The organism is Amphibacillus sp. Q70 (genome assembly GCF_052055485.1).
Classification (GTDB): domain Bacteria; phylum Bacillota; class Bacilli; order Bacillales; family Amphibacillaceae; genus Amphibacillus.
In genome coordinates, this window is record NZ_CP197171.1 from 2784335 (window position 1) to 2808983 (window position 24649).

The window sequence follows — 24649 nt, forward strand, 5'->3', positions numbered from 1 at the left end:
TACTGATAGAAGAACATTTAAGGCAAAGTTATTTTAGTAGAAAAAATAATTAATGATAAAAATATAGCTATCTTTCTATTTATACCCGACAAACTTTTACGGTAAACCGCATGAGATTGTCGGTTATTTTTGTAATGGGATGATATATAATTGATTTAAGGGATGTTTTAGTGAAAAAAAGAATCTTTGGCTATGAAATAGATTGCTGATTATAATCCCAAACATAAAAATTGAACGAATCATTTAACTAACAGCAATGGGGGGATAGTATTGAAAAAAGTCTTACTTTTCTTAATTTTAGCAATTATTTTTATTAGCTTTTTCTTATTATATCCACCGTCCAATCAAAAAGCAGGGCAAGATGAAATAGGGTCTCCAGAAGATGAAAAAACAGTTGATGCTTTTCTTACTTCTGTCGGAATGGAGCAAACGTTAATTGATCAAATTCCATTTGGGCAAAAAGAAACGATTTATGACACGTTGGATCATTCAGCAACATTTAAAACGATTCATGTTCAAACATTTTCAGATGAGGATGGTTTCGAAAAAACAACGGATCAGTTGTTTGATCATACAGATGAAATGATTTCTGTTATGAAAACAATTCCGGCAGCTGATTTAACCATCTATGTTGTGATGTTTGAATTAAACGTAGATGATAAAATACAAATAGCTATCTATCCTTCATTTATTTGGAGTGAAAGCGTATCTATTCATAATGATAAGTTTGCTATTGTGCTTGACCCTTATTGGTTTGGAGAACCGCAAAAAAATGGGATGTATGTTTTAGAAAAAAATGTTGAAGGAAAAAGAATTCAATGTGATGCTTTAACTGCTGTTCAAGCTGGACAGTATGGCTATATGCACAACTTCCCAGACGATACGTCTTCAAAGGGTTTTTATGAAATACATACTTATATGTACGCAATTCCAGAGACCTTAGATCCAGTAGAAGGCGGGATTAAGGTTAAATATACCCATGATACAAGCAAGTTATTTAATGCGAAATATGATATGACTTTGGAACACTATCTTGGATACCCGTCAGAAATATTAATCGAGGGTAATACAAAGAATCTTAGGACGATAACGGAGAAATATCCGCTTTATCCATGATTTAACTAGATTGACCTGTTTCATGGATGAATGATCACTTGCTTATTGGGAGAGTTTTGTGAAGGATTTTCCTGATTATACTTTAGGGGGATTTTAAATCATCAAGGAGATTATTATTGGGTGGGAAATGCTCCATATGAAATAAATGGCTGACTATCCTTTCATATATAAGGATAGTCAGTTAATTAATAGAAAAACACAAAGGAGTGCGTGTATGCTGCAAGATATGCTAGGTTACTGCATAGGGCTTTTCGTCTATTCGCCAATCAATATATTAATCCATGAATGTGGTCATGCATTTTTTGTTAAGTTATTTGGCGGAAAGATAAGAAATATATCCATTGGAACAGGTGAGCCCAAACTTACATGGGGAAAAATCATTATAAATAAATATTTCTTTCTATTTGGTTTGGCTGATTTTGATCGTCGCACATTAAAGGTAGATCATAAATTCGCTATTTTTTTAATTTTTTTAGGAGGTGCTCTGTTTAATATCATTACATTAATCGTTGTGATTTTAATCTTTAATCAGTACGATCCGGGACATTTCCTAAAGGGTTATTATATCGGATTTACGATAACCTTAATAGTGAGCGCATTAGTTCCCATGACGTATCCCCATGGCTATGATAGTGACGGGAAACATATCATTCGATTATTTACAAATAAATTTTAACAACAATAGAAAGTTGAAAGTGATCAAATATTAAGATTTGATTGCCTGTAGCCTCTACAACCGAATGGATCATTGATAGTATCAGTCATCATTAATCGCTATGGCTGTAAAGTATAGACATGCGATTCCCAATCACCATATCCTTTTGGATAGATAAAATCGCTTAGTTGACATGATGTTAATAGCTGAATTAATGATCAGGTTGGTATTTTTTTACATATTTATATATTATAATCTGATTAAGTATAAACAAAGCAATTCATTCTAAATGGTAGTAAGCATTAAAATCATTTATTATTCAAATGATGAGTATTGTGTAAAAAAAGAATCTATTTCCTCTTTGGATGGCGACCTATTGTTTTTAATTGTATGTCTGCCGGTCAATTTAACTATAGACTGATTTCAAAAAAATTAAACTGATAGAGGTGATTTCAAAGATGCTGATTGAAGTTAATCATTTAACTAAATATTATGGAAAAGAAGAAATTTTCCGTAATATTTCTTTTCGTGTTGATCGCCCTAAAATCATTGGACTTGTAGGTCCGAATGGGGTGGGGAAAACGACGTTATTAGACATTTTGACAAACTTAATTCCATATCAACAAGGGGAAATCAAGATCCTGAATAGGAATCATCGCGATAAAGAATTATTTAAGGAAATGGGTTATATGCAAGATCATGTCGTGTTATATGACTATTTAACTGGCTACGATCATCTGCAATTTCTTGGTCAAATTCATAAATTGCCGCATCAAAAACTACTTGATACTGCGGAATTAATTGGCACCTCCACTTACTTAAACAAAAAAGTCAAGCATTACTCATTGGGAATGAAACGGAAGTTATTGCTAACGATGTCACTCTTACATGATCCTAAGCTTCTTTTATTAGACGAACCTTTAAATGGTCTTGATCCAACCAGTACGATCCAGTTAAGAAATACCTTGAAATCGGTATTTGAACAAGGAACAACCATCCTATTATCTTCACACCAGTTATTTGAAATTGATCAATTGACAAAGGATATCTTCTTTTTAAAGGACGGACAGTTAATCGAGAAAGATTTAACAGACTATCTTCACCACCAATATGTCTTAACATTTGAAAAAACGGAGCCATTGATTGAAATATTAAAGGAACAAAAACTTACCTTTAGGCTGAATCAAAGGGATCTGGTTTGCGAGATTCAAGATAAGCAAACCTTGCAAAAAACCTTGCGTTTATTAGATGAGCGACAAATTTATTTTAAATCACTTGACCAACAGCATAGTGGTAGCCAGTCCCTCTATCAAAACCTGTATTTGGGTGAAAAGGTATGAAGGGTGTTTGGTTTGAATTAAAGAAGCTATCGAAGCAACGGATATTATTTGCTATGTTACTCGCTGCTTTTGTAGCGGTATTCGCTTTATTTTGTACATATAAGCTCAATGAAACGGATCTTTCCGAGCAAGCTTATGGCGAGTTGAAAGTATTTCAGGTAGAGACGGATCGTATTCATAATCAGCTTCGAGAAGAAAAGGAATTCACCTCTAATTGGTCAGAAGCTCATCAACAACAGCTGGATCAGATCATTGATTTACAGCATAAACTATCAAATTGGGATATTGCGATTTTTGAACAAAATTGGCAAGCAGTTATTGAAGAACGGTATGATTTTTTACAAGCGAGTGAACACTTTGTTGCACAGGGTGGGGAGCTTTTTCAACCCTCAGCGCAAGAACGGGCGATGCTGCTCGAGAAAACAGAGTGGTTGCTGAACAATAATCTTCAATTTGAGAATGAAGAAACGCCTCTATCGCCCCATTTATTTTTAAAAAAGGTTGCTGACTTACTGTTTAATTTAGCTGGGCTTGTCTTATTAGTTGTTTTTTTAAGTCATACGGTTTGGCAAGAAAAAGAAGAGCAAACTTGGCTGTTACTCAGGATTCAACCGAAGCGACTATCCAGCTGGTATATTGAGAAATTTATTGCTCAGATGATCGTTTCACTGGGATTTGTTTTTGTTGTGCTATTGTTTGGATTTAGTATATCGGCATTAACTAGTGATATCCCACTAGCTTTAGGCTATCCGCACCTTGTACAAGTGGGGAATGAGCTACAACTCATCTCAACACAAGCCTATTTAGTCAACCAGATTTTATTGTTTTTATCTGCCTGTCTGATCACTTTCAGTTTAATTATATGGATGAGTCGCCTGTTTAATCGACAATTTATCGGCTCCATCACGGTATTCCTTGTCTTACTATTCGGCTATTATTTCACCAGTGAAATTGCTTTTATCCAAGTCAGCTGGAATCCCTTTTATTTGTATCAGTTGATGGGAGAATCAAGCCAGATTTTACTGGCAGGTGAAACCTATCATTATTTAGTGGCTATCATCTGGTCAGCTTTATTCCTTGGCGTGGTCATTTTGTTAAACAATCGAACAATCGGTCAAAGTGAGCGACATTTACGAACACCAGCAATAACGGACCTGAAAATAAAAGATAAAAAGACATTATGGGGGCAACTCCTGTCTTTTGAATCGCTCAAAATAAGACGAGAAGGCAGGCTGTTTCAATTGCTATCGATTTTGCTTTTTTTAGCTGTGTTTGGTTTTGTCGTGGCAGCAATGGTTTCAGACCATATCGAACAGACGCATATTGAGGCTTTGGAAACAAAGGCAGAAGAAGCTGATATATATAGCAAACGTTATGAGGAAATGGCTGAAGAATTTAATAAACAGGCTGATTGGGTAGAAGTAGTAGAAGATGAATCAGACTATAATATGGAGAGAGCGCTAGTCACAGCTGATTTTTATCAGGAATATAAGCAAAGAATTGAACAAGCGATTCAAGCTTACCATACTCAGGATTGGCAAGATTTCTATCAATTTCAGCTCTTTCAGATCGAATTTCAGTCAGGTCAATTTGACACAGGGTTGCTTGATAATAATCTGCAAACTTTTTTTGGCCGGTTTAAATTTTCGGTTGCTGAACAAGAAAAGCTATATTTGATCGAGCATCAAATTGAACCGGTATTTGGAGCGGATTATCTGCCGACTATATATGAGTATGAAGCAGATGAAGAGGGTATTTTATTTGAAAATCAAAGAATTGATCACAGTGGTTTATTTCTACTGTATGTATTGTTTGATCAATATATCTACTTGATCTTGCTGTTACTTATTGTTGGCTTATTAGGTATGGGTTTAGCTGAAGAGTATGGTAAATATCCAACGATTCGGATAGTCGCTACGTTACCTTTCTCTCAGCAACGGTACTTTTATGCTAAATTAGTTCATGCGGTTTATCGATCCCTTTTGCTTGGAATCGGCTTTGTCGTTTTTATTGTTATTCTAGCCACTGTATTCAATCGTTTTGGGGATTGGCATTATCCGATTTTGCATTATGATCATTCGAGTTTGATTTACAACGCAGACTATTCCGGGGTGATTGCTGATCAGAATGGTTACCATTTCATCAGTATAGGCTCCTATGTTTTGCAAGCTATCAGCTTATTTAGTTTAGTGCTTATTTCCTTAATGATTTTGACCCATTGTTTAGCTTTATTTGTCAAAAAACCACTCTTTGTTTATGTATTAGCTGCGGGTTTAGCGGGAGTGGGATATGGCTTAACGGTTGCCGTGATTCCCGAATTCAGTCATCTGTCACCCTTTCTTTATTTAAATATCCCGAAAATCCTGAATGGTGAGCAAATGATTCACCTTGATAATCCAGCGATACAAACGGGGACAGGGCTTCTGGTTCTGGGCATTTCAATTAGTTTACTTCTATTGCTTAGTTCTCTTGCCTCTAAAAAAGAGCGAGCTGTGAACTAAATGATCAAACGTTTATCTTAGGAGTGGTTGACAAGTGAAAGCAAATGACTAGAGAATGATCAAACCCCAATGTGCTAACTTCTCTGGTGGCTCATTGTCATCTTGAATGTCGACACCCTTACCTCTCCACTTTAAATGTCTGTGGAAATAAAGTGGAGGGGGTATATGTTACAATAGATGAAGAATGTATGCTTATTGAAAAAATCATCCAATTTAAAAATGAGGTGCTTAATGATGCAATCTATTATTTTCGATTTTAATGGGACTTTGTTCAGCGATACAGCCCTACATGAACAAGCTTGGCAACAATTTATTCAAGAACTAGTTGATCGAAAATTTACAGAGGAAGAATTCCATCAAATTCATGGACGGACGAATCATTTGATCATTGAAGGGGTTCTAGGGAAGACAATTACTAAAGCCGAAGGAGAAGAATTATCTGAACGAAAAGAAGCGATTTATCGTGATCTGGTATTGAAAGAAAATCAAATGCAGCTGATTGCTGGCGCAACAGATTATTTTGCTTTCTTAAAAGACAACCAACAGCTAATGAATATTGCAACAGCTTCGCCAAAAACCAATTTAGACTTCTATTTTGACGTGTTCCAACTAGATCGCTGGTTTGATTATAAGCAAGTGGTCTATAATGATGGTTCGCTAGCAAGTAAACCAGCCCCTGATTATTACATACAAGCAGCTTTAAATGTGGGAGCTAATCCTAAACAAATGATTATTTTTGAAGATTCATTGATTGGTCTACAGGGTGCACGTCATGCGCAAGCAAAGCAGATTATCGCTGTGGCGACAGCTGGTAATCATGAGGAACTAAATAAAACGGGGCTAGTGGATTTTGTCATTGATGATTTTACAGATTCTCGTATTCAACAAATGATTTAATACAAAAGAAGGAAAGTTCATTAATCACAAATTGTTTAGTTTTTCCTTGTCAGTATAAGTAAAAAAATAAACGCAGGAAATTGTGCTTAAATGGGTTTGTAATGTAAAGGTAATCAATGTGTCATGTAAATGAGGGTTATATTCAGCAATGACTTGATTTTTTAAAACCCCTATGTTACAATTCACTTAGTTTTAATGAGTACGGAGAATGGAGAGTGGGCTTGACCCACTCTTTCTTATCGATGTGATCTTTTTGCTTGAATCCCTTGTCATATGGCAAGGGATTTATCATTGCTTATTAAAAGAACGAATGGAAGTGAACGAATCTATCACTAGGGAAAAAACTAAACCATTTTTTAAAAAATAATAATGAAAAGATGGTTAATGTATAAACTAGTAAAAACTTGTCTTATTTATAGATCATCCCTATGTGACACGAATAATCAGGAAAACTAACTTTGACTGATGGAAAGTTTACTTTTATTGTTGACATAGCTAGATAAGAAGGAGGTTGTAACATGAGTATGCGCATTGCAGATCGTACAAAAGAAATCGTGAAACCACTGTTAGTAGAGATGAATTTGGAGCTCGTTGATATTGAATATGTTAAAGAGGGTAAAGAATGGTTCTTACGTGTTTTCATCGATAAACCTGGTGGGGTAGATATTGAAGAATGTGGCCAAGTTTCGGAACGATTAAGTGAACAATTAGACCAAATTGACCCGATTAAAACGCCATATTATCTTGAAGTATCTTCTCCAGGAGCAGAACGTCCATTAAAAAAACGGGAAGATTTACAGAATCACATTGGTGATAATATCTATGTCACATTATATGAACATATCGATGGAGCAAAGAGTTATGAAGGAATATTAACAGCTTTTGACGAAACAGATACAGATAAGGTAGTTATTGAATTTAATGACAAGGGTCGAAAAAAACAAGTCGAGATTCCTTATAAAAAAATTGCAAAAGCTCGACTAGCAGTATCGTTTAATTAGAGGAGGAGAGAAAAGTGAGTAAAGATCTTTTTAATGCCATTCACCATTTAAGCGAAGAAAAGGGTATTGATAAAGATGTGCTAATTGAAGCATTAGAAGCAGCTTTAATTTCAGCTTATAAAAAGAATTTTAAATCAGCGACGAATGTTAGAGTGGATTTAAATGAGGAAAATGGCACAATGAAAGTTTATTCAAGGAAAGAAGTTGTAGAAGAAGTAGAAGATCATAATCAGCAGCTTTCCTTAGACGAAGCGATTGAAATCAATCCGAATTATCAAATTGGGGATGTTATAGAAGTGGAAGTTACCCCTAAAGATTTCGGTCGAATTGCCGCTCAAGCAGCTAAACAAGTTGTTACCCAACGGGTTAGAGAGGCTGAACGTGGGGTCATTTACAGTGAGTATATTGATCGTGAAGAAGACATCATGAACGGCATTATCCAGCGTGTTGATTCCCGTTTTGTTTATATTAATTTAGGGAAAATTGAAGCAAAGCTAGCGAAGCCCGAGCAAATGCCAAATGAAGATTATCAAGTTCACGATCGGATTAAAGTATTTGTGACCAAGGTTGAAAACACCAATAAAGGTCCACAAGTCTTTGTGTCCAGAGCTGAACCAGGTCTATTAAAAAGATTATTTGAAACTGAAGTGCCTGAAATTTATGACGGTACGGTAGAAATTCGATCAGTAGCTAGAGAAGCAGGTGACCGCTCAAAAATATCTGTTTACGCCGAAGATGAAGAGATTGATCCAGTGGGCTCCTGTGTGGGTCCTAAAGGGCAAAGAGTTCAAATGGTCGTTGATGAATTAAAAGGGGAAAAAATTGATATTGTTGAATATTCAGATGACCCTGTCGTCTATGTGTCCAATGCATTAAGTCCCTCAAAAGTGAGTCAAGTAATTGTCGATGAGGAACAGAAATCAACAACAGTTATTGTCCCAGATAATCAGCTCTCATTAGCAATTGGAAAACGTGGGCAAAATGCTCGGTTAGCAGCTAAATTAACAGGCTGGAAAATAGACATAAAAAACGAAACTGAAGCTAGTAAACTAGGTATTTTTACCGAAGATCATTCAACAGAGTCAGACTATCAGCCCCTTTTCGATGAAGATTTGTTTGATTAAGGAGGATAGTGACAATGGCTAAAAAAAATAAAAAAATTCCACTTCGTAAATGTATTGTGACAAATGAAATGAAACCGAAGCAATCATTGATTCGTATTGTCAGAACTAAAGAAGGCGATGTTTTCGTCGATCCAACAGGAAAGAAAAATGGTCGTGGTGCTTATGTGTCAATTGATCAGAAAATTATTGAACAAGCCAAAGCAAGTCAAGCAATCGAACGACATTTTCAAGTTAATGATATTGAGCAAGTGTATCAAGATTTATTGAGTGTTACAAATGGTGACAACATTGAGTAAAGAGCAAAAGTACTTAAACATGGTTGGTTTAGCAACACGTGCTCAAAAGATCTCAGTTGGTGAAGATCAAATTTTGAAAGATATTAAACGTGGATATGCAAAACTTCTTTTAATTGCAAATGATATTGGTTTTCAAACACATAAAAAGCTTACCGACAAATGTCAATTTTATCATGTCCCTTATCGGATCGTTACAGATAAAGAAAACTTATCTCATGCAATAGGTAAAACAGGAAGAGTTGCTGTCGCCATAACGGACGAAGGGTTTGCTAACAAAATTTGCTCATTGCTCGACTAAAAAATTTTTAGGGGTGACTGTATGGCTAGAGTAAGAGTATATGAATATGCCAAACAACAAAATGTATCAAGTAAGGAAATAATTGAGAAATTAGCAGAGTTAAATATCGAAGTATCTAATCACATGTCAACGATTTCGCAAAATGAAGTGACTAAACTAGATGAGATTTACAAGAAAAAGGTCAATGCAAATGATCAGAAAAACGTAAAAAAAGCAACAAAACCTGAGCAAAAGAGTAAGAAAAAAGATAATAAAAAGCAACAACCAAGGAAAGAATCGAAAAAAGAGGCAGCTAAACAAGTTGATAAGTCGGCTGGAAAGAAAGCGAATCGTGTGATTAAGTATTCGGGAACGTTAACCGTTGGCGATTTAGCCGAGAAACTTGGGAAAGATACCAATGAAATCATTAAAAAATTAATGTTATTAGGTGTAATGGCGACAAAAAATCAAGATCTTGATGATGATTCGATTGAATTAATTAGTACAGACTATGGGATGACTGTCGAAAAAGAAGTAGAAATAGAAAAGACGGATCTGTCCCAATATATTGAAGAGGATGACGAAGATCAATTAACAGAACGCCCAGCTGTGGTTACAATCATGGGTCACGTAGATCATGGTAAAACAACCTTATTAGATTCTATCCGTCAGACAAAGGTTACAGCCGGAGAAGCTGGTGGAATTACTCAACACATTGGTGCCTATCAAATTCGGGCAAATGATAAAAAAATTACTTTCCTAGACACTCCAGGTCACGCAGCATTTACGAGCATGCGTTCACGTGGAGCACAAATTACTGATATTGCGATCTTAGTTGTAGCAGCAGACGATGGGGTTATGCCTCAAACAGTAGAAGCTATTAATCATGCTAAAGCAGCTGAAGTACCCATTATTGTAGCTGTTAATAAAGTGGACAAAGAATCAGCGAATCCAGATCGTGTGATGCAAGAATTAACGGAATATGAACTCGTTTCTGAAGAATGGGGAGGCGACACGATTTTCGTTCCGCTTTCTGCCTTACAAGGTGAAGGAATTGATGATTTATTAGAAATGATTTTACTTGTTGCTGAAGTTGAAGAACTAAAGGCGAGTCCAATCAGTCGAGCATCTGGTACGGTCATAGAAGCAGAATTAGATAAAGGTCGTGGTTCTGTTGCATCGTTGCTTGTTCAAAGTGGGACATTAAGAGTAGGAGATCCTATTGTTGTTGGTAATACGTTTGGGCGTGTTCGAGCGATGGTCAATGATCTGGGTCGCCGTGTTAAAAAGGCTGGTCCTTCAACACCTGTGGAAATAACAGGACTTAGTGATGTTCCGCAAGCAGGAGATCAATTTGTTGTTTTTGAGGATGAAAAAACTGCCCGTCAAATTGGTGAGCTTCGAGCTCAGAAACAAATTGAAGAACGAAGAGGAAGTCAATCCAAAGTAAGTTTAGAGGATTTATTTGAACAAATTAAACAAGGTGAGATTAAGGACATTAATATTATCTTGAAGGCAGATGTCCAAGGTTCTGCTGAAGCACTAGCTTCATCATTGCAAAAAATTGATGTCGAAGGTGTCAAAGTAAATATTATCCACACAGGCGTAGGGGCTATTACAGAATCAGATATTATTCTGGCAAGTGCATCGAACGCCATCGTCATTGGCTTTAATGTTAGACCAGACAATAATGCGAAAAAGTCAGCTGAAACTGAAAATGTTGATGTTCGCCTCCATCGCATTATTTATAAAGCGATGGAAGAAATTGAAGCGGCAATGAAAGGGATGCTTGATCCTGAGTTTGAGGAGAAAGTCATCGGTCAAGCAGAGGTTCGTGAAACATTTAAAGTTTCTAAAATTGGGACTATCGCAGGTAGCTATGTTACCGATGGGAAAATTACACGTGACTCAGGTGTTCGTGTCATTCGTGACGGAGTGGTTATTTTTGAAGGTGAAATCGACTCACTCAAGCGATTTAAAGATGATGTTAAAGAAGTTAGTCAAAATTATGAATGCGGGATTACCTTAAAGAATTTCCATGACATTAAAGTAGGCGACATCTTCGAATGCTTTGTTATGGAAGAAATCGAACGTAAATGATTCTTTATGTTGAGTTAGATTGTTTTATTTATGAAGCACAATCATTAAAAGACAAGCGTTCTGTCGTAAAAAAGGTTATTACCCGGTTGCAAAACAGCCATAATATCACCATTAGTGAGCTTGATTATCAAAACCTTTGGCAAAGAGTCCGATTAGGGATTGCCACGATTTCACCAGATCGAAAACATGCTGAACAAGTGATCGATGCCTGTTTAGCTAAAGTCGATTCTTTTCCTGAGATTGAGTATACAAGTGTAGAACGACAGTGGTATGGATAATAATAATGGTATCCTACAGAATTTGAGGTGAAAGCTAATGAGTCAGATGCGTGCGAATCGAGTCGCTGAAGAAATAAAGAAAGTGATTGGGGATATTATTACGCGTAAATTAAAAGATCCTCGCATTGGGTTTGTGACGATTACTGATGTTGAGGTGACTGGTGATTTACAGCAAGCAAAGATTTTTCTTACCGTATTAGGCAATCAAAATGAAGACCAAGAAACGTTAGCGGGTTTAGAAAAAGCAAAAGGCTTTATTCGGTCAGAAATCGGTAAGCATATTCGTTTACGAAAAACCCCGGAAATTTTATTTGAAATTGATAAATCGATTGAAACGGGTAATCGAATCGAACGCTTAATCCACGATTTAAATCAATCAGAAGACTAAGTTTTAAAACCCTTGTTCAATAATAAAACAAGGGTTTTTTGCTTGGAATAAAGCAAACCTATTAATTTTTGGGGAGGCATTTATATGAACGGTATTGTGCCATTATGGAAACCAAAAGGAATGACATCACATGATTGTGTGATGAAGTTACGGCGGATATTTGCCACGAAAAAAGTCGGTCACACAGGCACCCTTGATCCAGAAGTGGAAGGTGTTCTCCCTATTTGTATTGGGGAAGCAACAAAAATTGTTCCTTATTTGACCGATACACGAAAAACCTATCAAGCAGAAATTACTTTAGGGATCGCTACCGATACTGAAGATCAAACCGGGACAATGACTCAAGCCATTCCCGTCGAAGAACAATTTACAGAAGATAAACTTACCCATGTATTAAACCAATTTAAAGGAGAAATTGATCAATTGACACCGTTATATTCAGCTGTAAAAGTTAACGGAAAGAAATTATATCAATATGCCCGAGCTAATCAACCGGTTGAACGTCCAATGCGACGAGTCACGATTCATTCGATTAATTATCTAGCAGGAACTTTGGAATATTCAAATCAGCTTGCTAAATTCAGTATCATAGCAACAGTATCAAAAGGAACTTATATTCGAACCTTAGCTGTCGATATCGGTGCGTCATTAGGTTATCCAGCTCATATGTCACATTTAGTTCGGACGGAAACAGCCGATTTTAACCAACGTGATGCCGTGACTTTTGAACAGCTAGAATTATTGCAGGAAACGGATCAACTAGCGTCAGTTTTAGTTCCCATTGAAGCGGGCCTAACACATTTACCTAGTCATCAGATCAGTCGAGAGCTAGCTGAGAAAGTATCGCATGGTCAAAAGTTGCCAAGACCAGTCGATTGGCTAGAAGATCAACCCTATCGATTAGCATATAATGGGCAAACGCTAGCCGTCTATCAGGTCCATCCAGAAAAGAAAGATCAAATTAAACCCCTTCGTGTGTTTAATTTAACAGAATAGGGTATGGAGTCAATGGTGCCATTTTAACAAGGAGAAATAGTCTAAAACTCGTTGTCTTTAGAGGGATTCAGGCTGTTTTTTCATATCCTGATCTACTCCGTTGTCGTGTTAAATGCGAAAGTTGTATATTTTATCGGATTTCCGACAGAAGACTCCCACTTCTAGGAACATGAAGGGCATCGCCCCGTGAGTAAGTGGGAGATGAATGTGGGTTGGCGCTAGCCAAAACATCTCTCTTATGATATAATGAGAACATATATTCCTATTAAGTGAGGTGAGATGATGTTAGTCAATAAAGCCTATAAATTCCGCCTCTATCCGAATAAAGAACAACAAATCCTCATGAATAAAACGATCGGTTGTTCACGGTTTGTTTTCAATCACTTTCTAGCCAAGTGGAATGAAACTTACAAGGAAACGGGTAAAGGACTCAACTATCGTTCATGCTCTAAACAGCTTCCCGCTTTAAAGCAGGAATATGAGTGGCTAAAAGAAGTCGATAGTATTGCCATTCAATCAAGTGTCAAACATCTATCTGAATCTTTTGCGCGCTTCTTTAACAAACAAACAAACAAACGCCCCACGATTTAAGTCTAAAAGGAACCCGACCCAATCGTATACAACGAAACACACGAACGGAAATATCGCAGTCGTGGGTAATACAATCAAGCTGCCAAAATTAGGGCTTGTCAAGTTCGCTAAAAGTCGTGAGGTCGATGGACGCCTTCTAAATGCTACGATTAGAAGACATCCAAGTGGTAAATACTTCATTTCTATCCTTGTTGAGACAGAGGTAGACTCACTCCCTCAAACGAAGCAATCAACAGGGGTCGATGTGGGCATCAAAGCGTTTGCCACACTTTCAGATGGGACGACGTATAAGAACCCTAGATGTTTACGCAGGCTAGAAAACAAATTAGAAAAAGAACAACGCAAACTGTCCAGACGATATAAACAAGCCAAGCAAGATAGAAAACCCCTTCATGAAGCGAAAAATTATCAAAAACAACGTGTCAAGGTCGCTCGTATTCACGAAAAAATTAAAAATGTCAGAACAGATTACTTGCATAAAGTCAGTACTGAAATTGTCAAGAATCACGACATCATTGGTATTGAGGACTTACAAGTATCTAACATGCTCAAAAACAAACGATTATCAAAAGCCATTAGTGAAGTCAGCTGGTCAGAATTCCGTACGATGCTTGAATACAAAGCCAAGTGGTACGGAAAGGAAGTCGTAGCCATCGCCAAAAACTTCCCTTCTAGTCAACTTTGTTCGCATTGTGGCTATCGACATCCAGACGTTAAGCATCTCGCCTTACGCATGTGGCAATGTCCCTCATGCCATAGAGCACACGATCGAGATCTTAACGCAAGTAAAAATATTGAAGTTGAAGCCATCAGACTTCTAACTGTCGGTACGACAGGGATCGCCTAATCAATAATCAACCATTAGGTTGGTGTTCTTAGGAATCTCCCTCTTCAAATTTCATTAGAAATTAAGGGGTGAGTAGTTCAATACAATAAGTCAGGATAGTGGCTAACAAGAAATGAAAAAGTGGAAAAGTCTTATGTTAATGAAACGAGTAAAAAGTGTTTTGAAAAGTGACTCCTAGGCGTTTTTACAATGTGGACTATTTAGGTAAAAAGAGCTTGAAATAACGCGAAAAAAGCTGATCCTATCAACCTAACCTGAGATTGTTGAGTGACAAAGAGCTTGAAAAATTTTACTCATATTCGGTTTAAGTCAATGGCTATCTGAGGTAAAGTATTATAGCTAAGGATTTTGAGTCGAAAAAGCACAAATCAGATTTCCGAAATCAATCAAAAATGTTATGATAAAAGAACAGTCAATATTTTAAAGCTATATGAGGAGAAGTATGATGAAAATAGTAGAATTAACTTATCCCCATGATTACCGCCCAGATGTTGATGAGGAAGCCGTTTGTGCGATTGGCTTCTTTGATGGTATTCACAAGGGACACCAACATGTATTACAAACAGCTAAAGATACGGCTGAGCGTTTAAATAAAAAATTAGCAGTGATGACTTTTACTCCGCATCCACTAGAAATTTTAACTAACAAGAAGTCTAATATTACTTATTTAACGACATTTGAGCAAAAAAAGAATATTTTAGCTGATTTTGGTGTAGATCTTTTATATTTAATTCATTTTGATTTAACAGTAGCCCAATTGGAACCCCAAACATTTATTGATCACTATATTGTCGATTTAAATATTACTCAGCTTGTCTGTGGTTTTGATTTTACATATGGTCATCGTGGGGCGGGTAATGTTCATACGATACTTAATCATTCAAAAGAGCGATTTGGTCTTACTGTGGTCGAGAAATTTAATGAAGAAAATCAAAAGGTGAGTTCAACGCGAATTCGGCAATTGTTAGCGGAGGGAAAAGTTGACCAAGCTAAAACACTTTTAACTAGACCCCTAATGACTAATGGAAAAGTCATCCATGGCCACAAAAGAGGAGGAGAAATGGGATATCCGACAGCTAACTTAGCCGTCGACCCTGCGCAAGCCTTACCGAGATTAGGAGTATATTATGTGACCGTTGATGTGGATGGAGAAAGACTACACGGAATGGCAAGTTTGGGCTATAATCCAACCTTTGATGATTCATACGATAAAAATAAAATTAAAATTGAAGTTCATCTTTTTGATTTTAACAACGATCTTTATAATAAATCTGTAACGGTTTATTGGGAAAAGTTTATTAGACCTGAGTATAAGTTTGATAGTGTAGATGGACTCATTAAGCAGTTAAAACAAGACGAAAGAGAAATTCGTCACTTATTTTAATGAAATCGTCGAGAATACTTGCTTTTTTGTTTAAAAAGCGTTAGTCTTAATAACGGAAACCATCTGCTTGGCAAGTCGATTCTCCAACGACTGCTAGGGGATTGGTGCTAGTTTAAATATTTATAGGAGGTGAAATGGATGGCAATTTCACAAGAACGTAAAAACGAAATTATTAATGAGTTTAAAGTTCATGAAAATGATACTGGGTCTTCAGAGGTTCAAATCGCTATCCTGACTGAAGAAATCACGAATTTGAATGATCATTTACGTATTCACAAAAAAGATCATCACTCACGTCGTGGTTTATTGAAAATGGTTGGGAAACGCCGTAACTTATTAAATTATTTACGCGAAAAAGATGTAGCAAGCTATCGTCAATTGATTGCAAAACTTGGTTTGCGTCGATAATGATCTAAAAAGCGGGAGTTCTCCCGCTTTTTCTGTATGTTTATTTTACCGAATGAAAGAATCAATTAACATGCTGTAAAAACCTTGCGCTCGATTCTGATCAAAGTGCAGTAATGACTATGTACTGCATTTTGATCAGGATGGAGCACGACAATGAGTAGTGCGGTGTAAAGGTAGTTACAGTTTGATTACAATAAGGAAGCTTGAATAAATCTCTTTCATTCGACGTAAATTAATGGCAAAAGATTGGTGTAATGATTAAAGGAATGGGTTAGTTAGAGAGGGGTAATTGAGTAAAATGTCAAACAAACAAGTTTTTAAGACTGAAATTGCAGGCACACCACTTGTCGTTGAGGTTGGAGAATTAGCGAAACAAGCAAACGGTTCTTGTATGATTCATTATGGTGATACATCGATTTTGGCAACAGCTACTGGATCGAAAGAACCTAAAGATTTACCGTTTTTCCCATTGACGGTTAACTATGAAGAAAAACTTTATGCAGTGGGTAAGATTCCGGGTGGATTTATCAAGCGTGAAGGGCGTCCAAGCGAGAAAGCAATTCTTATGTCTCGATTAATTGATCGCCCTATTCGACCGTTATTTCCTGAAGGCTATCGTAATGATGTGCAAGTGATTAGTATGGTTATGAGTGTTGATCAAAATGCACCATCAGAAATCGCAGCTATGATTGGATCATCTATTGCTTTAGGTGTTTCTGATATTCCATTTGAGGGTCCGATTGCTGGTGTCAATATCGGTCGTGTAGATGGTGAATTCATTATTAATCCAACCATAGATCAACGTGAAAATAGCGATATTGATCTGACCGTTGCAGGTACAAAAGATGCGATTAATATGGTTGAAGCTGGAGCAAATGAAGTCGCAGAAGACGTTATGTTAGAAGCAATTATGTTTGGTCATGATGAAATTAAACGATTAGTTGCTTTTCAAGAAGAAATTTATCAAGCAGTAGGTAAAGACAAAATGGAAGTCACTTTATTTAATTTAAATGAGGAATTGACTGCTAAACTTGAGGAAAGTGTAAAAGACCGCTTAATTGCAGCGATTCAAGTCACTGAAAAACATGCTCGTGAAGAGGCGATAGAAGCGGTTAAAAAAGAAGTTGTAGAACAATATCAGGAAATGGAAGCAGATGATGAAACGATTGATCAAGTCAAAGAGATCCTAGAACAAATGGTTAAGGACGAGGTTCGCCGCTTGATTACGATCGAAAAAGTCCGTCCTGATGGTCGAACGCCAGATGAAATTCGTCCTTTATCTTCACGTGTTAAGCTATTACCACGTACACATGGATCTGGCTTGTTTACACGTGGACAAACTCAAGCGTTGAGTGTATGTACTTTAGGTGCATTGGGAGATGTCCAAATTTTAGACGGCTTAGATTTAGAAGAATCAAAACGTTTTATGCACCATTATAATTTCCCATCATTTAGTGTTGGAGAAACGGGTCCTATTCGTGGACCAGGTCGACGAGAAATTGGCCATGGTGCCCTTGGAGAACGTGCTTTAGAGAAGGTTATTCCATCTGAACAAGATTTTCCATATACTATTCGGTTGGTTTCTGAAGTACTAGAATCAAATGGTTCATCGTCACAAGCGAGTATTTGTGCATCCACTTTAGCGATGATGGATGCCGGTGTACCTATTAAAGCCCCAGTAGCTGGAATCGCAATGGGTTTAGTCAAACAAGATGATGACTATACAGTTCTAAGTGATATTCAAGGATTAGAAGACCATCTAGGAGATATGGACTTTAAAGTGGCAGGGACTGAACAAGGTATAACTGCCCTACAAATGGATATTAAGATTGATGGGCTTTCTCGTGAAATTCTTGAAGAAGCCCTACAGCAAGCTCGCATCGGGCGCATGCATATTTTAAATCATATGACTGATGTGATCACAGAGCCTAATAAAGAATTGTCTGCTTATGCACCAAAAATATTAACGATGGCGATTAATCCAGATAAAATTCGTGATGTCATTGGACCAAGCGGTAAACAAATTAATCAAATCATTGATGAAACTGGTGTTAAGATTGATATCGAGCAAGATGGCAGTGTCTTCATTTCATCAACAGAACAAGAGATGAATGAAAAAGCGAAGAAAATTATTGAAGATATTGTCCGTGAAGTTCAGGCTGGTGAAATGTATTTAGCAACTATTAAAAGAATTGAGAAATTTGGTGCTTTTGCAGAATTGTTCAAAGGTAAAGAGGGCTTGATTCATATTTCCGAATTAGCTATCGAACGAACTAACAAGGTAGAGGACGCTGTTAAGATTGGTGATCAAATGATGGTTAAAGTTAAAGAAATTGACCGCCAAGGTCGAATTAACCTCTCAAGAAAAGCAGTCCTTTTAGAAGAACAAGAGAAGAAGAAAGCAGCGAAAAATAAATAGAATCAATAATCAACAAGTAGTTAAGAAAGTCATTTAAAAATGGCTTTCTTTTTTTAATTTTACCTTCATAAGCTATAGTATGAAGGAGTGGATAAACATGCGATATCAGGAGTTAAGCGGAAAGGAAATTGTTAATTTAGAGAATGGAAAGCGTCTAGGGCTTTTAGGACAAACTGATCTTGAATTAGATCCAAAAACTGGACAAATAAAAGCTTTTATCATTCCGAATTATAGTTTATTTGGGCTAAAACGTGATCAAAGTCAAGTAAAAATCGATTGGGATCAAATTGAAAAGGTGGGTAAGGATACGATTATTATCAAGAAGACAGAGGATTATTAATTATTTAACATATGCAGGTTAAAAACAATAGGAAAACCTTGATAGGGTCGGCAAACTATTGTTTGATTGGGGTGCCCTATTAGACATTTCATTTACCTTTTCTTTCTCAAATGTTTGATTGGGACGCTCTATTGAACATTTCATTTACCTTTTCTTTCTCAAATGTTTGATTGGGGTGCTCTATCGGACATTTCATTTACTTTTTCTTTTTCAAATGTTTGATTGGGGTGCTCTATCGGACAATTCATTTACCTTTTCTTTCTCAAATGTTTGATTGGGGTGCTCTATCGGACATTTCATTTACTTTTTCTTTTTCAAATGTCTGATTGGGGTGCCCTATTGGACATTTCATTTACCATTTCTTTCTCAAATGTTTGATTGGGACGCTCTGTTGGACATTTCGATTGCATTCTCTTTTTCAAATGTCTGATTGGGGTGCCTTATTGGACATTTCATTTACTATTTCTTTCTCAAATGTTTGATTGGGATGTCCTATCGGTCGCTGCAATCTTAGTATGTAGTTTTCTCAATCCCACCCTCAAGGTGATCTGCTTCATGCTGACGTCATTATTGGGTAAGGCTCCCCATTGTTTTTTAGAACGGATAAATGCTCTAAAACCTAAAAACTATCTGCCTCATTTGGTTAGGTAGTTTTTTTAGTGTATAAACCTATTTACCTAAATGTCCTGCACTGACTTTAGTTAGACGCATAAGATAAAGCGAAGTTGTTAACAGCATGATAAGCGTATATCAAGTGAAGCGATAAATTACGCTTCTTTTATATCAACATATAGAGGTGAATCATATGACATTAAAAAAGCAGATTGCTATTATAGGTGGTGATGCTCGCTACTTAGAATTGATCAAAAAACTAATCAGTAACCCAAATTATCAAATCCAACTCATCGGATATGAGCAATTAGATCAAGGTTTCCTAGGTGTTCAATATACTGATTTAGATGAGGTGTCCCCCGAAACTCTTGATGTCGTTATACTACCCATCACAGGGGTAGAAAATGATGGTCAAGTCAAATCCATTTTCTCAAATCAACCCATTATCCTGCCAAACGATTGGTTTGAAGGAATTAAGAATAATACAATTGTTTTTTCAGGCATAACAACATCATACTTGGAAGAAAATCTAAGCAATCGAGAGGTAACCTTTATTCCAATGATGGAACGAGATGATGTGGCTATCTATAATTCGGTTCCAACAGCAGAAGGGGCTATCTTGTTAGCACTTCAACATATGAAAACGACGTTACATGACTCAAATGTTGTTGTGCTGGGATTAGGGCGTGTTGGATTAACCGTCGCTGACAAATTTACTAAATTAGGAGCTAATGTATCAGTCGGTGTAAGAAAAGCAGGAGATATCGCAAAAGCCAGTGCACTTGGCTACAATGGCTTTCACCTAAGTGAATTAACCGCATATACTAAAAAGTGTAATTTATTGATTAATACCATACCTGTTTTGATGCTTGATAAAGCAGAATTAAATACATTTACAGCTGATGCATTGATTATTGATCTGGCTTCTAAACCAGGTGGTGTAGATTTTGATTATGCCAAAAAACGAGGTTTAAATACAATTCATGCGTTAGGATTACCGGCGAAAGTTGCACCTAAAACAGCTGGTGAAATTCTAGCCAATGTCATTGATCAATTGATTACCGATCATCAATAGTAGGAGGAAGTCCATCATGTTAAAGGGGAAGAAAATCGGTTTTGGATTAACCGGTTCACATTGTACGTATGAAGAAGTTTTTCCAATTATGGAGAAGTTAGTAGCGGCAGGTGCAGATGTACGTCCTGTTGTTTCATATACCGTGCAAAATGTTGATACACGTTTTGGCACAGCGAAAGAGCACCTAGAAAGAATAGAAGAAATAACAGGTCATAAACCAGTCAGCACAATTGTAGAAGCAGAAACCTTTGGTCCTAAGAATCCAGTTGATTGTATGGTTGTTGCGCCATTGACAGGTAATTCACTTAGTAAACTAGCCAATGCTGTGACAGATACGCCACTTTTAATGGCGACTAAAGCAACGATGCGTAACCAAGCACCAGTCGTTTTAGCCATTTCAACAAATGATGCCTTAGGTTTAAATGGTGTCAATTTGATGAAGTTGATGTCAACGAAAGGAATCTTTTTTGTTCCATTTGGTCAAGATAATCCAGAAGGGAAACCTAATTCACTAATAGCAAAAATGGATTTATTACCTGAAACAGTAGAACGGGCTTTAACATTTAAACAGTTACAACCTGTGATCACGTTTTATTAAAAAGATTGTTTTCATTATCAGCCTATAAAGTTTTTTCTGAAGATAGGATAAGTCAAACTATGGTTTTTGCCATAAGAATCTGGCAGCAAGCCAAGTTTTTCTAATAAATTAACGATAAACTTACCCCTCTTTGACATGAGAATATGTTAAAATAGATATTACTATTTAATTTAGCTTGTGGAGAGGGGATTTTTATGTCGGATATACAAACATATAATGTTGCTGTAGTAGGCGCAACAGGAGCTGTTGGACAGAAGATACTAGAAACTTTAGAAACGAAGAACTTTCCAATCAAACAAATAAAACTTTTATCGTCATCTCGATCAGCAGGAACAAAAATCAAATTTAAAGATGATATAATAGTCGTTGAAGAAGCTAAACCAGAGAGCTTTGAAGACATTGATATCGCTCTATTCTCGGCAGGTGGCTCTGTATCAAAAGCATTGGCTCCAGAAGCAGTTAAAAGAGGAGTCGTTGTCGTTGATAATACAAGTGCCTATCGAATGGACGAAACTGTTCCACTCGTTGTTCCTGAGGTGAATGAAGCAGATATTAAACAGCATAATGGGATTATTGCCAATCCGAATTGTTCAACCATTCAAATGGTGGCTGCCTTAAAACCGATTCAAGAAAACTTCGGACTTAATCGAGTGATTGTTTCTACCTATCAAGCCGTCTCAGGTGCAGGAGCTGAGGCTGTTGAAGAATTAAAAGATCAAGCGCAAGCTTTTCTAAATGGGGAAGATTTGCATTCTGAATTATTACCTGTTAAAAATGAAGCTGAGCATTATCCGATTGCCTTTAATGCTTTACCGCAAATTGATGTTTTCCAAGATAATGGTTACACATTTGAAGAAATGAAAATGATTAATGAAACGAAAAAAATCTTGCATACAGCAACCTTGCCCGTTGCAGCCACTTGTGTGAGATTACCCTTTTTCACATCTCATGCGGAAAGTATTTATGTTGAAGTAGAGGATGAAACATCCGTTTTAGACATTCAAGATATCTTGAAAAGAGCACCAGGTATCACTTTAAAAGATAACCCGGAAAAACAGGAATATCCTACGCCATTAGATGCTGCCGGAAAATCTGCTGTTTTTGTGGGTAGAATCAGAAAAGATTTAGATCATAGTAAAGGTTATCATATGTGGGTTGTGTCAGATAACCTGTTAAAAGGAGCGGCTTGGAATTCGGTTCAAATTGCTGAATCGCTAATAAAAAATGGTTGGCTCTAAGGTTGGGGTGAGTATATGGATATTTTAGTCCAAAAATTTGGAGGAACATCATTAAAAGATGTCGTGGCGAGAAAGCATGCGATCAAACATATTCAAGCTTCAAAACAAGAAGGCTATAAGGTAGTTGTTGTTGTATCAGCAATTGGACGTGCTCCTGATCCGTATGCAACAGATTCATTGCTAGCTTTGGTTAATTATCCAAATGGTAAGCAATCGAAGCGAGAGCAGGATTTATTACTATCATGTGGTGAAATCATTTCAGCAGTTGTTTTATCCAATGAATTGAAAGAGCAGGGTTTATTCGCAACTGCCTTAACCGGGGCACAAGCAGGTTTTGTTACAACAGATGATTTCACATCGGCAAAGATCAAATCGATGGAAACCGAGCATATAAAAGATCAACTGCTCGTTAATGATGTCGTCGTGGTTGCTGGCTTTCAAGGGGAAACCATTAATCATGAAACGACAACACTTGGTCGTGGGGGCAGTGATACATCAGCAGCAGCTTTAGGCGCTGCGCTTGATGCGCAATTCATTGATATCTTCACAGATGTTGCTGGTATTATGACAGCTGATCCTCGTGTGGTAAAAGATGCGCGAACCCTGGAGGTCGCCAGCTATACTGATATTTGTAATTTGGCTTACCAAGGGGCAAAGGTCGTTCATCCCCGGGCAGTAGAAATTGCGATGCAAGCTAAAATCCCGATCAGAGTTAGGTCGAATAAAGAAGCGGGTATAGGGACGCTAGTTACGGGATCGCCAGATAATGAAAAAGGTATTGATATTCCAGACCGACTCATCACAGGTATCGCTCATATGTCAGGGATTACTCAAGTTAAAATAGTGAGTAAAGAACCAGCTGGTTTGCTCCATGCTCAAATATTCGAAGCAATGGCAGCTGCAAGTATTTCAGTTGATTTTATTAATATATTTCCATCAGGTGTCATGTATACTATTCCTGAATTATTAAGTGAGAAGGCTGAAAAGTTGTTACAAGAATTAGATTACCAACCGACACTTATTCATCATTGTGCAAAAGTTTCAATCGTTGGTGCAGGAATGACTGGTGTGCCGGGTGTAACGGCAAAGATGGTTCAAAGCTTAGTAAGCGCGGGAATAGAGATATTACAATCAGCAGATAGTCATACAACGATCTGGGTGTTAATTAATGAAGCTGATCTCGTTACAGCAATTAATGCCCTTCATCAAGCATTTGAATTAAACGATCGACTGATCGAAGATAACTAATTAAAGGAGGGCATATGTGTATGAATTTTGGTCAATTACTAACAGCAATGGTTACGCCCTTTGATCAAAGGAATCAAATTAATTATGCAAAAGTAACAGAATTGATGGATTATTTAACAGAAAACGGCTCAGATGGGCTGGTTATAGCTGGAACCACCGGTGAGTCACCCACTTTAACTTATGATGAAAAAATTGCTTTATTTAAGCATACAGTTAAAATCGCCGATGAGAAATATCCAATCATTGCTGGAACAGGATCTAATAATACGGAAGAAACGATTCAATTATCAAAAGCAGCTGAAGAGATAGGGGCAGATGCCCTTTTACTGGTGACCCCTTACTATAATAAACCAAATCAGGCTGGTCTATATCAGCATTTTGTTGCGGTTGCGGAAGCGACGAACTTACCGATCATGCTCTATAATATACCGGGTCGAACAATGGTTCATCTTAATGTGGAAACGATCATTGAATTGTCTAAAATTGACAATATCGTTTCTGTTAAAGAGTCGAGTGGCAATTTAGATGCAATAGCAAAGATCGTTGCAGAAACTGATGATGATTTTACCGTTTATAGTGGTGATGACAGTCTGACTTTACCAATGAAATCAATTGGTGGTGCCGGTGTGGTTTCTGTTTCATCACATATTATTGGAAATGAATTTAAAGAAATGTTAACAAAATTTGATTCAGGTGATGTAAAGGCTGCCGCACGTTTACACCGTCAATTATTACCGATTATGCGAGGACTATTTATGGCACCCTCACCAGCTCCCGTTAAAGCGGCTCTACAAATGAAGGGAATTGATGTAGGCAGTGTTCGCCTGCCACTTGTTAATGTTAATGAAGTTGAAGAACAATTAATTCGAGATTTATTATCATAATTAAAAAAACAGACAAAAATAAAGCGAAGCGAAAAC

22 protein-coding genes and 1 pseudogene are annotated in these 24649 nt (G+C 37.0%); all 23 read left to right on the forward strand.

The features are described 5' to 3' along the window. Window positions 1-270 precede the first annotated feature (270 nt). Window positions 271-1116, forward strand: a complete 846-nt coding sequence (locus ACS127_RS12375; RefSeq protein WP_440895354.1) for a hypothetical protein — start codon at window positions 271-273, stop codon at window positions 1114-1116. 214 nt (window positions 1117-1330) lie between these two features. Further along, entirely contained in the window at window positions 1331-1792 is a 462-nt protein-coding gene (locus tag ACS127_RS12380; RefSeq protein ID WP_440895355.1) for a site-2 protease family protein, read from the forward strand. A 437-nt stretch (window positions 1793-2229) separates the two neighbouring features. Next, window positions 2230-3111 carry an ABC transporter ATP-binding protein gene (locus ACS127_RS12385; RefSeq protein ID WP_440895356.1) on the forward strand — a complete coding sequence of 294 codons (882 nt, stop codon included), beginning with the start codon at window positions 2230-2232 and terminating at the stop codon, window positions 3109-3111. Continuing rightward, entirely contained in the window at window positions 3108-5612 is a 2505-nt protein-coding gene (locus ACS127_RS12390) for a hypothetical protein (RefSeq protein ID WP_440895357.1), read from the forward strand. The genes ACS127_RS12385 and ACS127_RS12390 overlap by 4 nt, the downstream gene beginning before the upstream one ends. 234 nt (window positions 5613-5846) lie before the next feature. After that, window positions 5847-6509: an HAD family hydrolase gene (locus ACS127_RS12395; RefSeq protein WP_440895358.1), complete on the forward strand. Its 663-nt coding sequence runs from the start codon at window positions 5847-5849 to the stop codon at window positions 6507-6509. A 518-nt stretch (window positions 6510-7027) separates the two neighbouring features. After that, complete coding sequence (gene rimP, locus ACS127_RS12400) at window positions 7028-7510, forward strand: ribosome maturation factor RimP (RefSeq protein WP_440895359.1); 483 nt, start codon at window positions 7028-7030, stop codon at window positions 7508-7510. Between the two features lie 14 nt (window positions 7511-7524). Further along, the gene (gene nusA, locus ACS127_RS12405) at window positions 7525-8634 is read left to right on the forward strand and encodes a transcription termination factor NusA (protein ID WP_440895360.1); all 1110 of its coding nucleotides are present in this window, start codon (window positions 7525-7527) and stop codon (window positions 8632-8634) included. A 14-nt stretch (window positions 8635-8648) separates the two neighbouring features. Further along, window positions 8649-8930 carry an RNase P modulator RnpM gene (rnpM, locus tag ACS127_RS12410; RefSeq protein WP_440895361.1) on the forward strand — a complete coding sequence of 94 codons (282 nt, stop codon included), beginning with the start codon at window positions 8649-8651 and terminating at the stop codon, window positions 8928-8930. Continuing rightward, complete coding sequence (locus tag ACS127_RS12415) at window positions 8911-9228, forward strand: YlxQ family RNA-binding protein (protein WP_440895362.1); 318 nt, start codon at window positions 8911-8913, stop codon at window positions 9226-9228. Before rnpM ends, ACS127_RS12415 begins: the two co-directional genes overlap by 20 nt. A 21-nt stretch (window positions 9229-9249) precedes the next feature. Further along, window positions 9250-11307 (forward strand): translation initiation factor IF-2, encoded by a 2058-nt coding sequence (gene infB / locus ACS127_RS12420; protein ID WP_440895363.1) that lies wholly within the window; start codon window positions 9250-9252, stop codon window positions 11305-11307. Continuing rightward, window positions 11304-11585, forward strand: a complete 282-nt coding sequence (locus tag ACS127_RS12425) for a DUF503 domain-containing protein (protein WP_440895364.1) — start codon at window positions 11304-11306, stop codon at window positions 11583-11585. Before infB ends, ACS127_RS12425 begins: the two co-directional genes overlap by 4 nt. A gap of 37 nt (window positions 11586-11622) precedes the next feature. After that, window positions 11623-11973, forward strand: coding sequence for a 30S ribosome-binding factor RbfA (gene rbfA / locus ACS127_RS12430; RefSeq protein WP_440895365.1), 351 nt, complete (start codon window positions 11623-11625; stop codon window positions 11971-11973). A gap of 84 nt (window positions 11974-12057) precedes the next feature. After that, window positions 12058-12969: a tRNA pseudouridine(55) synthase TruB gene (truB, locus tag ACS127_RS12435; protein ID WP_440895366.1), complete on the forward strand. Its 912-nt coding sequence runs from the start codon at window positions 12058-12060 to the stop codon at window positions 12967-12969. Between the two features lie 282 nt (window positions 12970-13251). Then, window positions 13252-14407, forward strand: a pseudogene (gene tnpB / locus ACS127_RS12440) (IS200/IS605 family element RNA-guided endonuclease TnpB). A 445-nt stretch (window positions 14408-14852) separates the two neighbouring features. Beyond that, window positions 14853-15791, forward strand: coding sequence for a riboflavin biosynthesis protein RibF (ribF, locus tag ACS127_RS12445; RefSeq protein ID WP_440895367.1), 939 nt, complete (start codon window positions 14853-14855; stop codon window positions 15789-15791). A 138-nt stretch (window positions 15792-15929) separates the two neighbouring features. Next, complete coding sequence (gene rpsO / locus ACS127_RS12450; RefSeq protein WP_440895368.1) at window positions 15930-16199, forward strand: 30S ribosomal protein S15; 270 nt, start codon at window positions 15930-15932, stop codon at window positions 16197-16199. Between the two features lie 298 nt (window positions 16200-16497). Next, a complete protein-coding gene (gene pnp, locus ACS127_RS12455) occupies window positions 16498-18618 on the forward strand; it encodes a polyribonucleotide nucleotidyltransferase (RefSeq protein ID WP_440895369.1) in 2121 nt (706 codons plus the stop codon). Window positions 18619-18715: 97 nt separating this feature from the next. Continuing rightward, window positions 18716-18958 (forward strand): YlmC/YmxH family sporulation protein, encoded by a 243-nt coding sequence (locus ACS127_RS12460; protein WP_440895370.1) that lies wholly within the window; start codon window positions 18716-18718, stop codon window positions 18956-18958. Window positions 18959-19763: 805 nt separating this feature from the next. Further along, window positions 19764-20645 carry a dipicolinic acid synthetase subunit A gene (gene dpaA / locus ACS127_RS12465; RefSeq protein WP_440895371.1) on the forward strand — a complete coding sequence of 294 codons (882 nt, stop codon included), beginning with the start codon at window positions 19764-19766 and terminating at the stop codon, window positions 20643-20645. A gap of 13 nt (window positions 20646-20658) precedes the next feature. Further along, the gene (locus ACS127_RS12470) at window positions 20659-21243 is read left to right on the forward strand and encodes a dipicolinate synthase subunit B (protein WP_440898132.1); all 585 of its coding nucleotides are present in this window, start codon (window positions 20659-20661) and stop codon (window positions 21241-21243) included. Between the two features lie 194 nt (window positions 21244-21437). Next, window positions 21438-22481 carry an aspartate-semialdehyde dehydrogenase gene (gene asd, locus ACS127_RS12475; RefSeq protein WP_440895372.1) on the forward strand — a complete coding sequence of 348 codons (1044 nt, stop codon included), beginning with the start codon at window positions 21438-21440 and terminating at the stop codon, window positions 22479-22481. A gap of 15 nt (window positions 22482-22496) precedes the next feature. Beyond that, on the forward strand, window positions 22497-23729 hold the full coding sequence (gene dapG / locus ACS127_RS12480; RefSeq protein ID WP_440895373.1) for an aspartate kinase: 1233 nt from the start codon (window positions 22497-22499) through the stop codon (window positions 23727-23729). A gap of 20 nt (window positions 23730-23749) precedes the next feature. Next, entirely contained in the window at window positions 23750-24613 is an 864-nt protein-coding gene (gene dapA, locus ACS127_RS12485) for a 4-hydroxy-tetrahydrodipicolinate synthase (protein ID WP_440895374.1), read from the forward strand. Window positions 24614-24649: the final 36 nt, after the last annotated feature.

Coding starts and splice junctions, on each gene's coding strand:
- dpaA (WP_440895371.1), top strand. CDS start 19,764: ATGACATTAAAAAAGCAGATTGCTATTATAGGTGGTGATGCTCGCTAC.
- rpsO (WP_440895368.1), top strand. CDS start 15,930: ATGGCAATTTCACAAGAACGTAAAAACGAAATTATTAATGAGTTTAAA.
- ACS127_RS12385 (WP_440895356.1), top strand. CDS start 2,230: ATGCTGATTGAAGTTAATCATTTAACTAAATATTATGGAAAAGAAGAA.
- rnpM (WP_440895361.1), top strand. CDS start 8,649: ATGGCTAAAAAAAATAAAAAAATTCCACTTCGTAAATGTATTGTGACA.
- asd (WP_440895372.1), top strand. CDS start 21,438: ATGTCGGATATACAAACATATAATGTTGCTGTAGTAGGCGCAACAGGA.
- truB (WP_440895366.1), top strand. CDS start 12,058: ATGAACGGTATTGTGCCATTATGGAAACCAAAAGGAATGACATCACAT.
- ribF (WP_440895367.1), top strand. CDS start 14,853: ATGAAAATAGTAGAATTAACTTATCCCCATGATTACCGCCCAGATGTT.
- infB (WP_440895363.1), top strand. CDS start 9,250: ATGGCTAGAGTAAGAGTATATGAATATGCCAAACAACAAAATGTATCA.
- rimP (WP_440895359.1), top strand. CDS start 7,028: ATGAGTATGCGCATTGCAGATCGTACAAAAGAAATCGTGAAACCACTG.
- ACS127_RS12460 (WP_440895370.1), top strand. CDS start 18,716: ATGCGATATCAGGAGTTAAGCGGAAAGGAAATTGTTAATTTAGAGAAT.
- pnp (WP_440895369.1), top strand. CDS start 16,498: ATGTCAAACAAACAAGTTTTTAAGACTGAAATTGCAGGCACACCACTT.
- ACS127_RS12415 (WP_440895362.1), top strand. CDS start 8,911: ATGGTGACAACATTGAGTAAAGAGCAAAAGTACTTAAACATGGTTGGT.
- ACS127_RS12380 (WP_440895355.1), top strand. CDS start 1,331: ATGCTGCAAGATATGCTAGGTTACTGCATAGGGCTTTTCGTCTATTCG.
- dapA (WP_440895374.1), top strand. CDS start 23,750: ATGAATTTTGGTCAATTACTAACAGCAATGGTTACGCCCTTTGATCAA.
- dapG (WP_440895373.1), top strand. CDS start 22,497: ATGGATATTTTAGTCCAAAAATTTGGAGGAACATCATTAAAAGATGTC.
- ACS127_RS12395 (WP_440895358.1), top strand. CDS start 5,847: ATGCAATCTATTATTTTCGATTTTAATGGGACTTTGTTCAGCGATACA.
- ACS127_RS12390 (WP_440895357.1), top strand. CDS start 3,108: ATGAAGGGTGTTTGGTTTGAATTAAAGAAGCTATCGAAGCAACGGATA.
- ACS127_RS12425 (WP_440895364.1), top strand. CDS start 11,304: ATGATTCTTTATGTTGAGTTAGATTGTTTTATTTATGAAGCACAATCA.
- rbfA (WP_440895365.1), top strand. CDS start 11,623: ATGAGTCAGATGCGTGCGAATCGAGTCGCTGAAGAAATAAAGAAAGTG.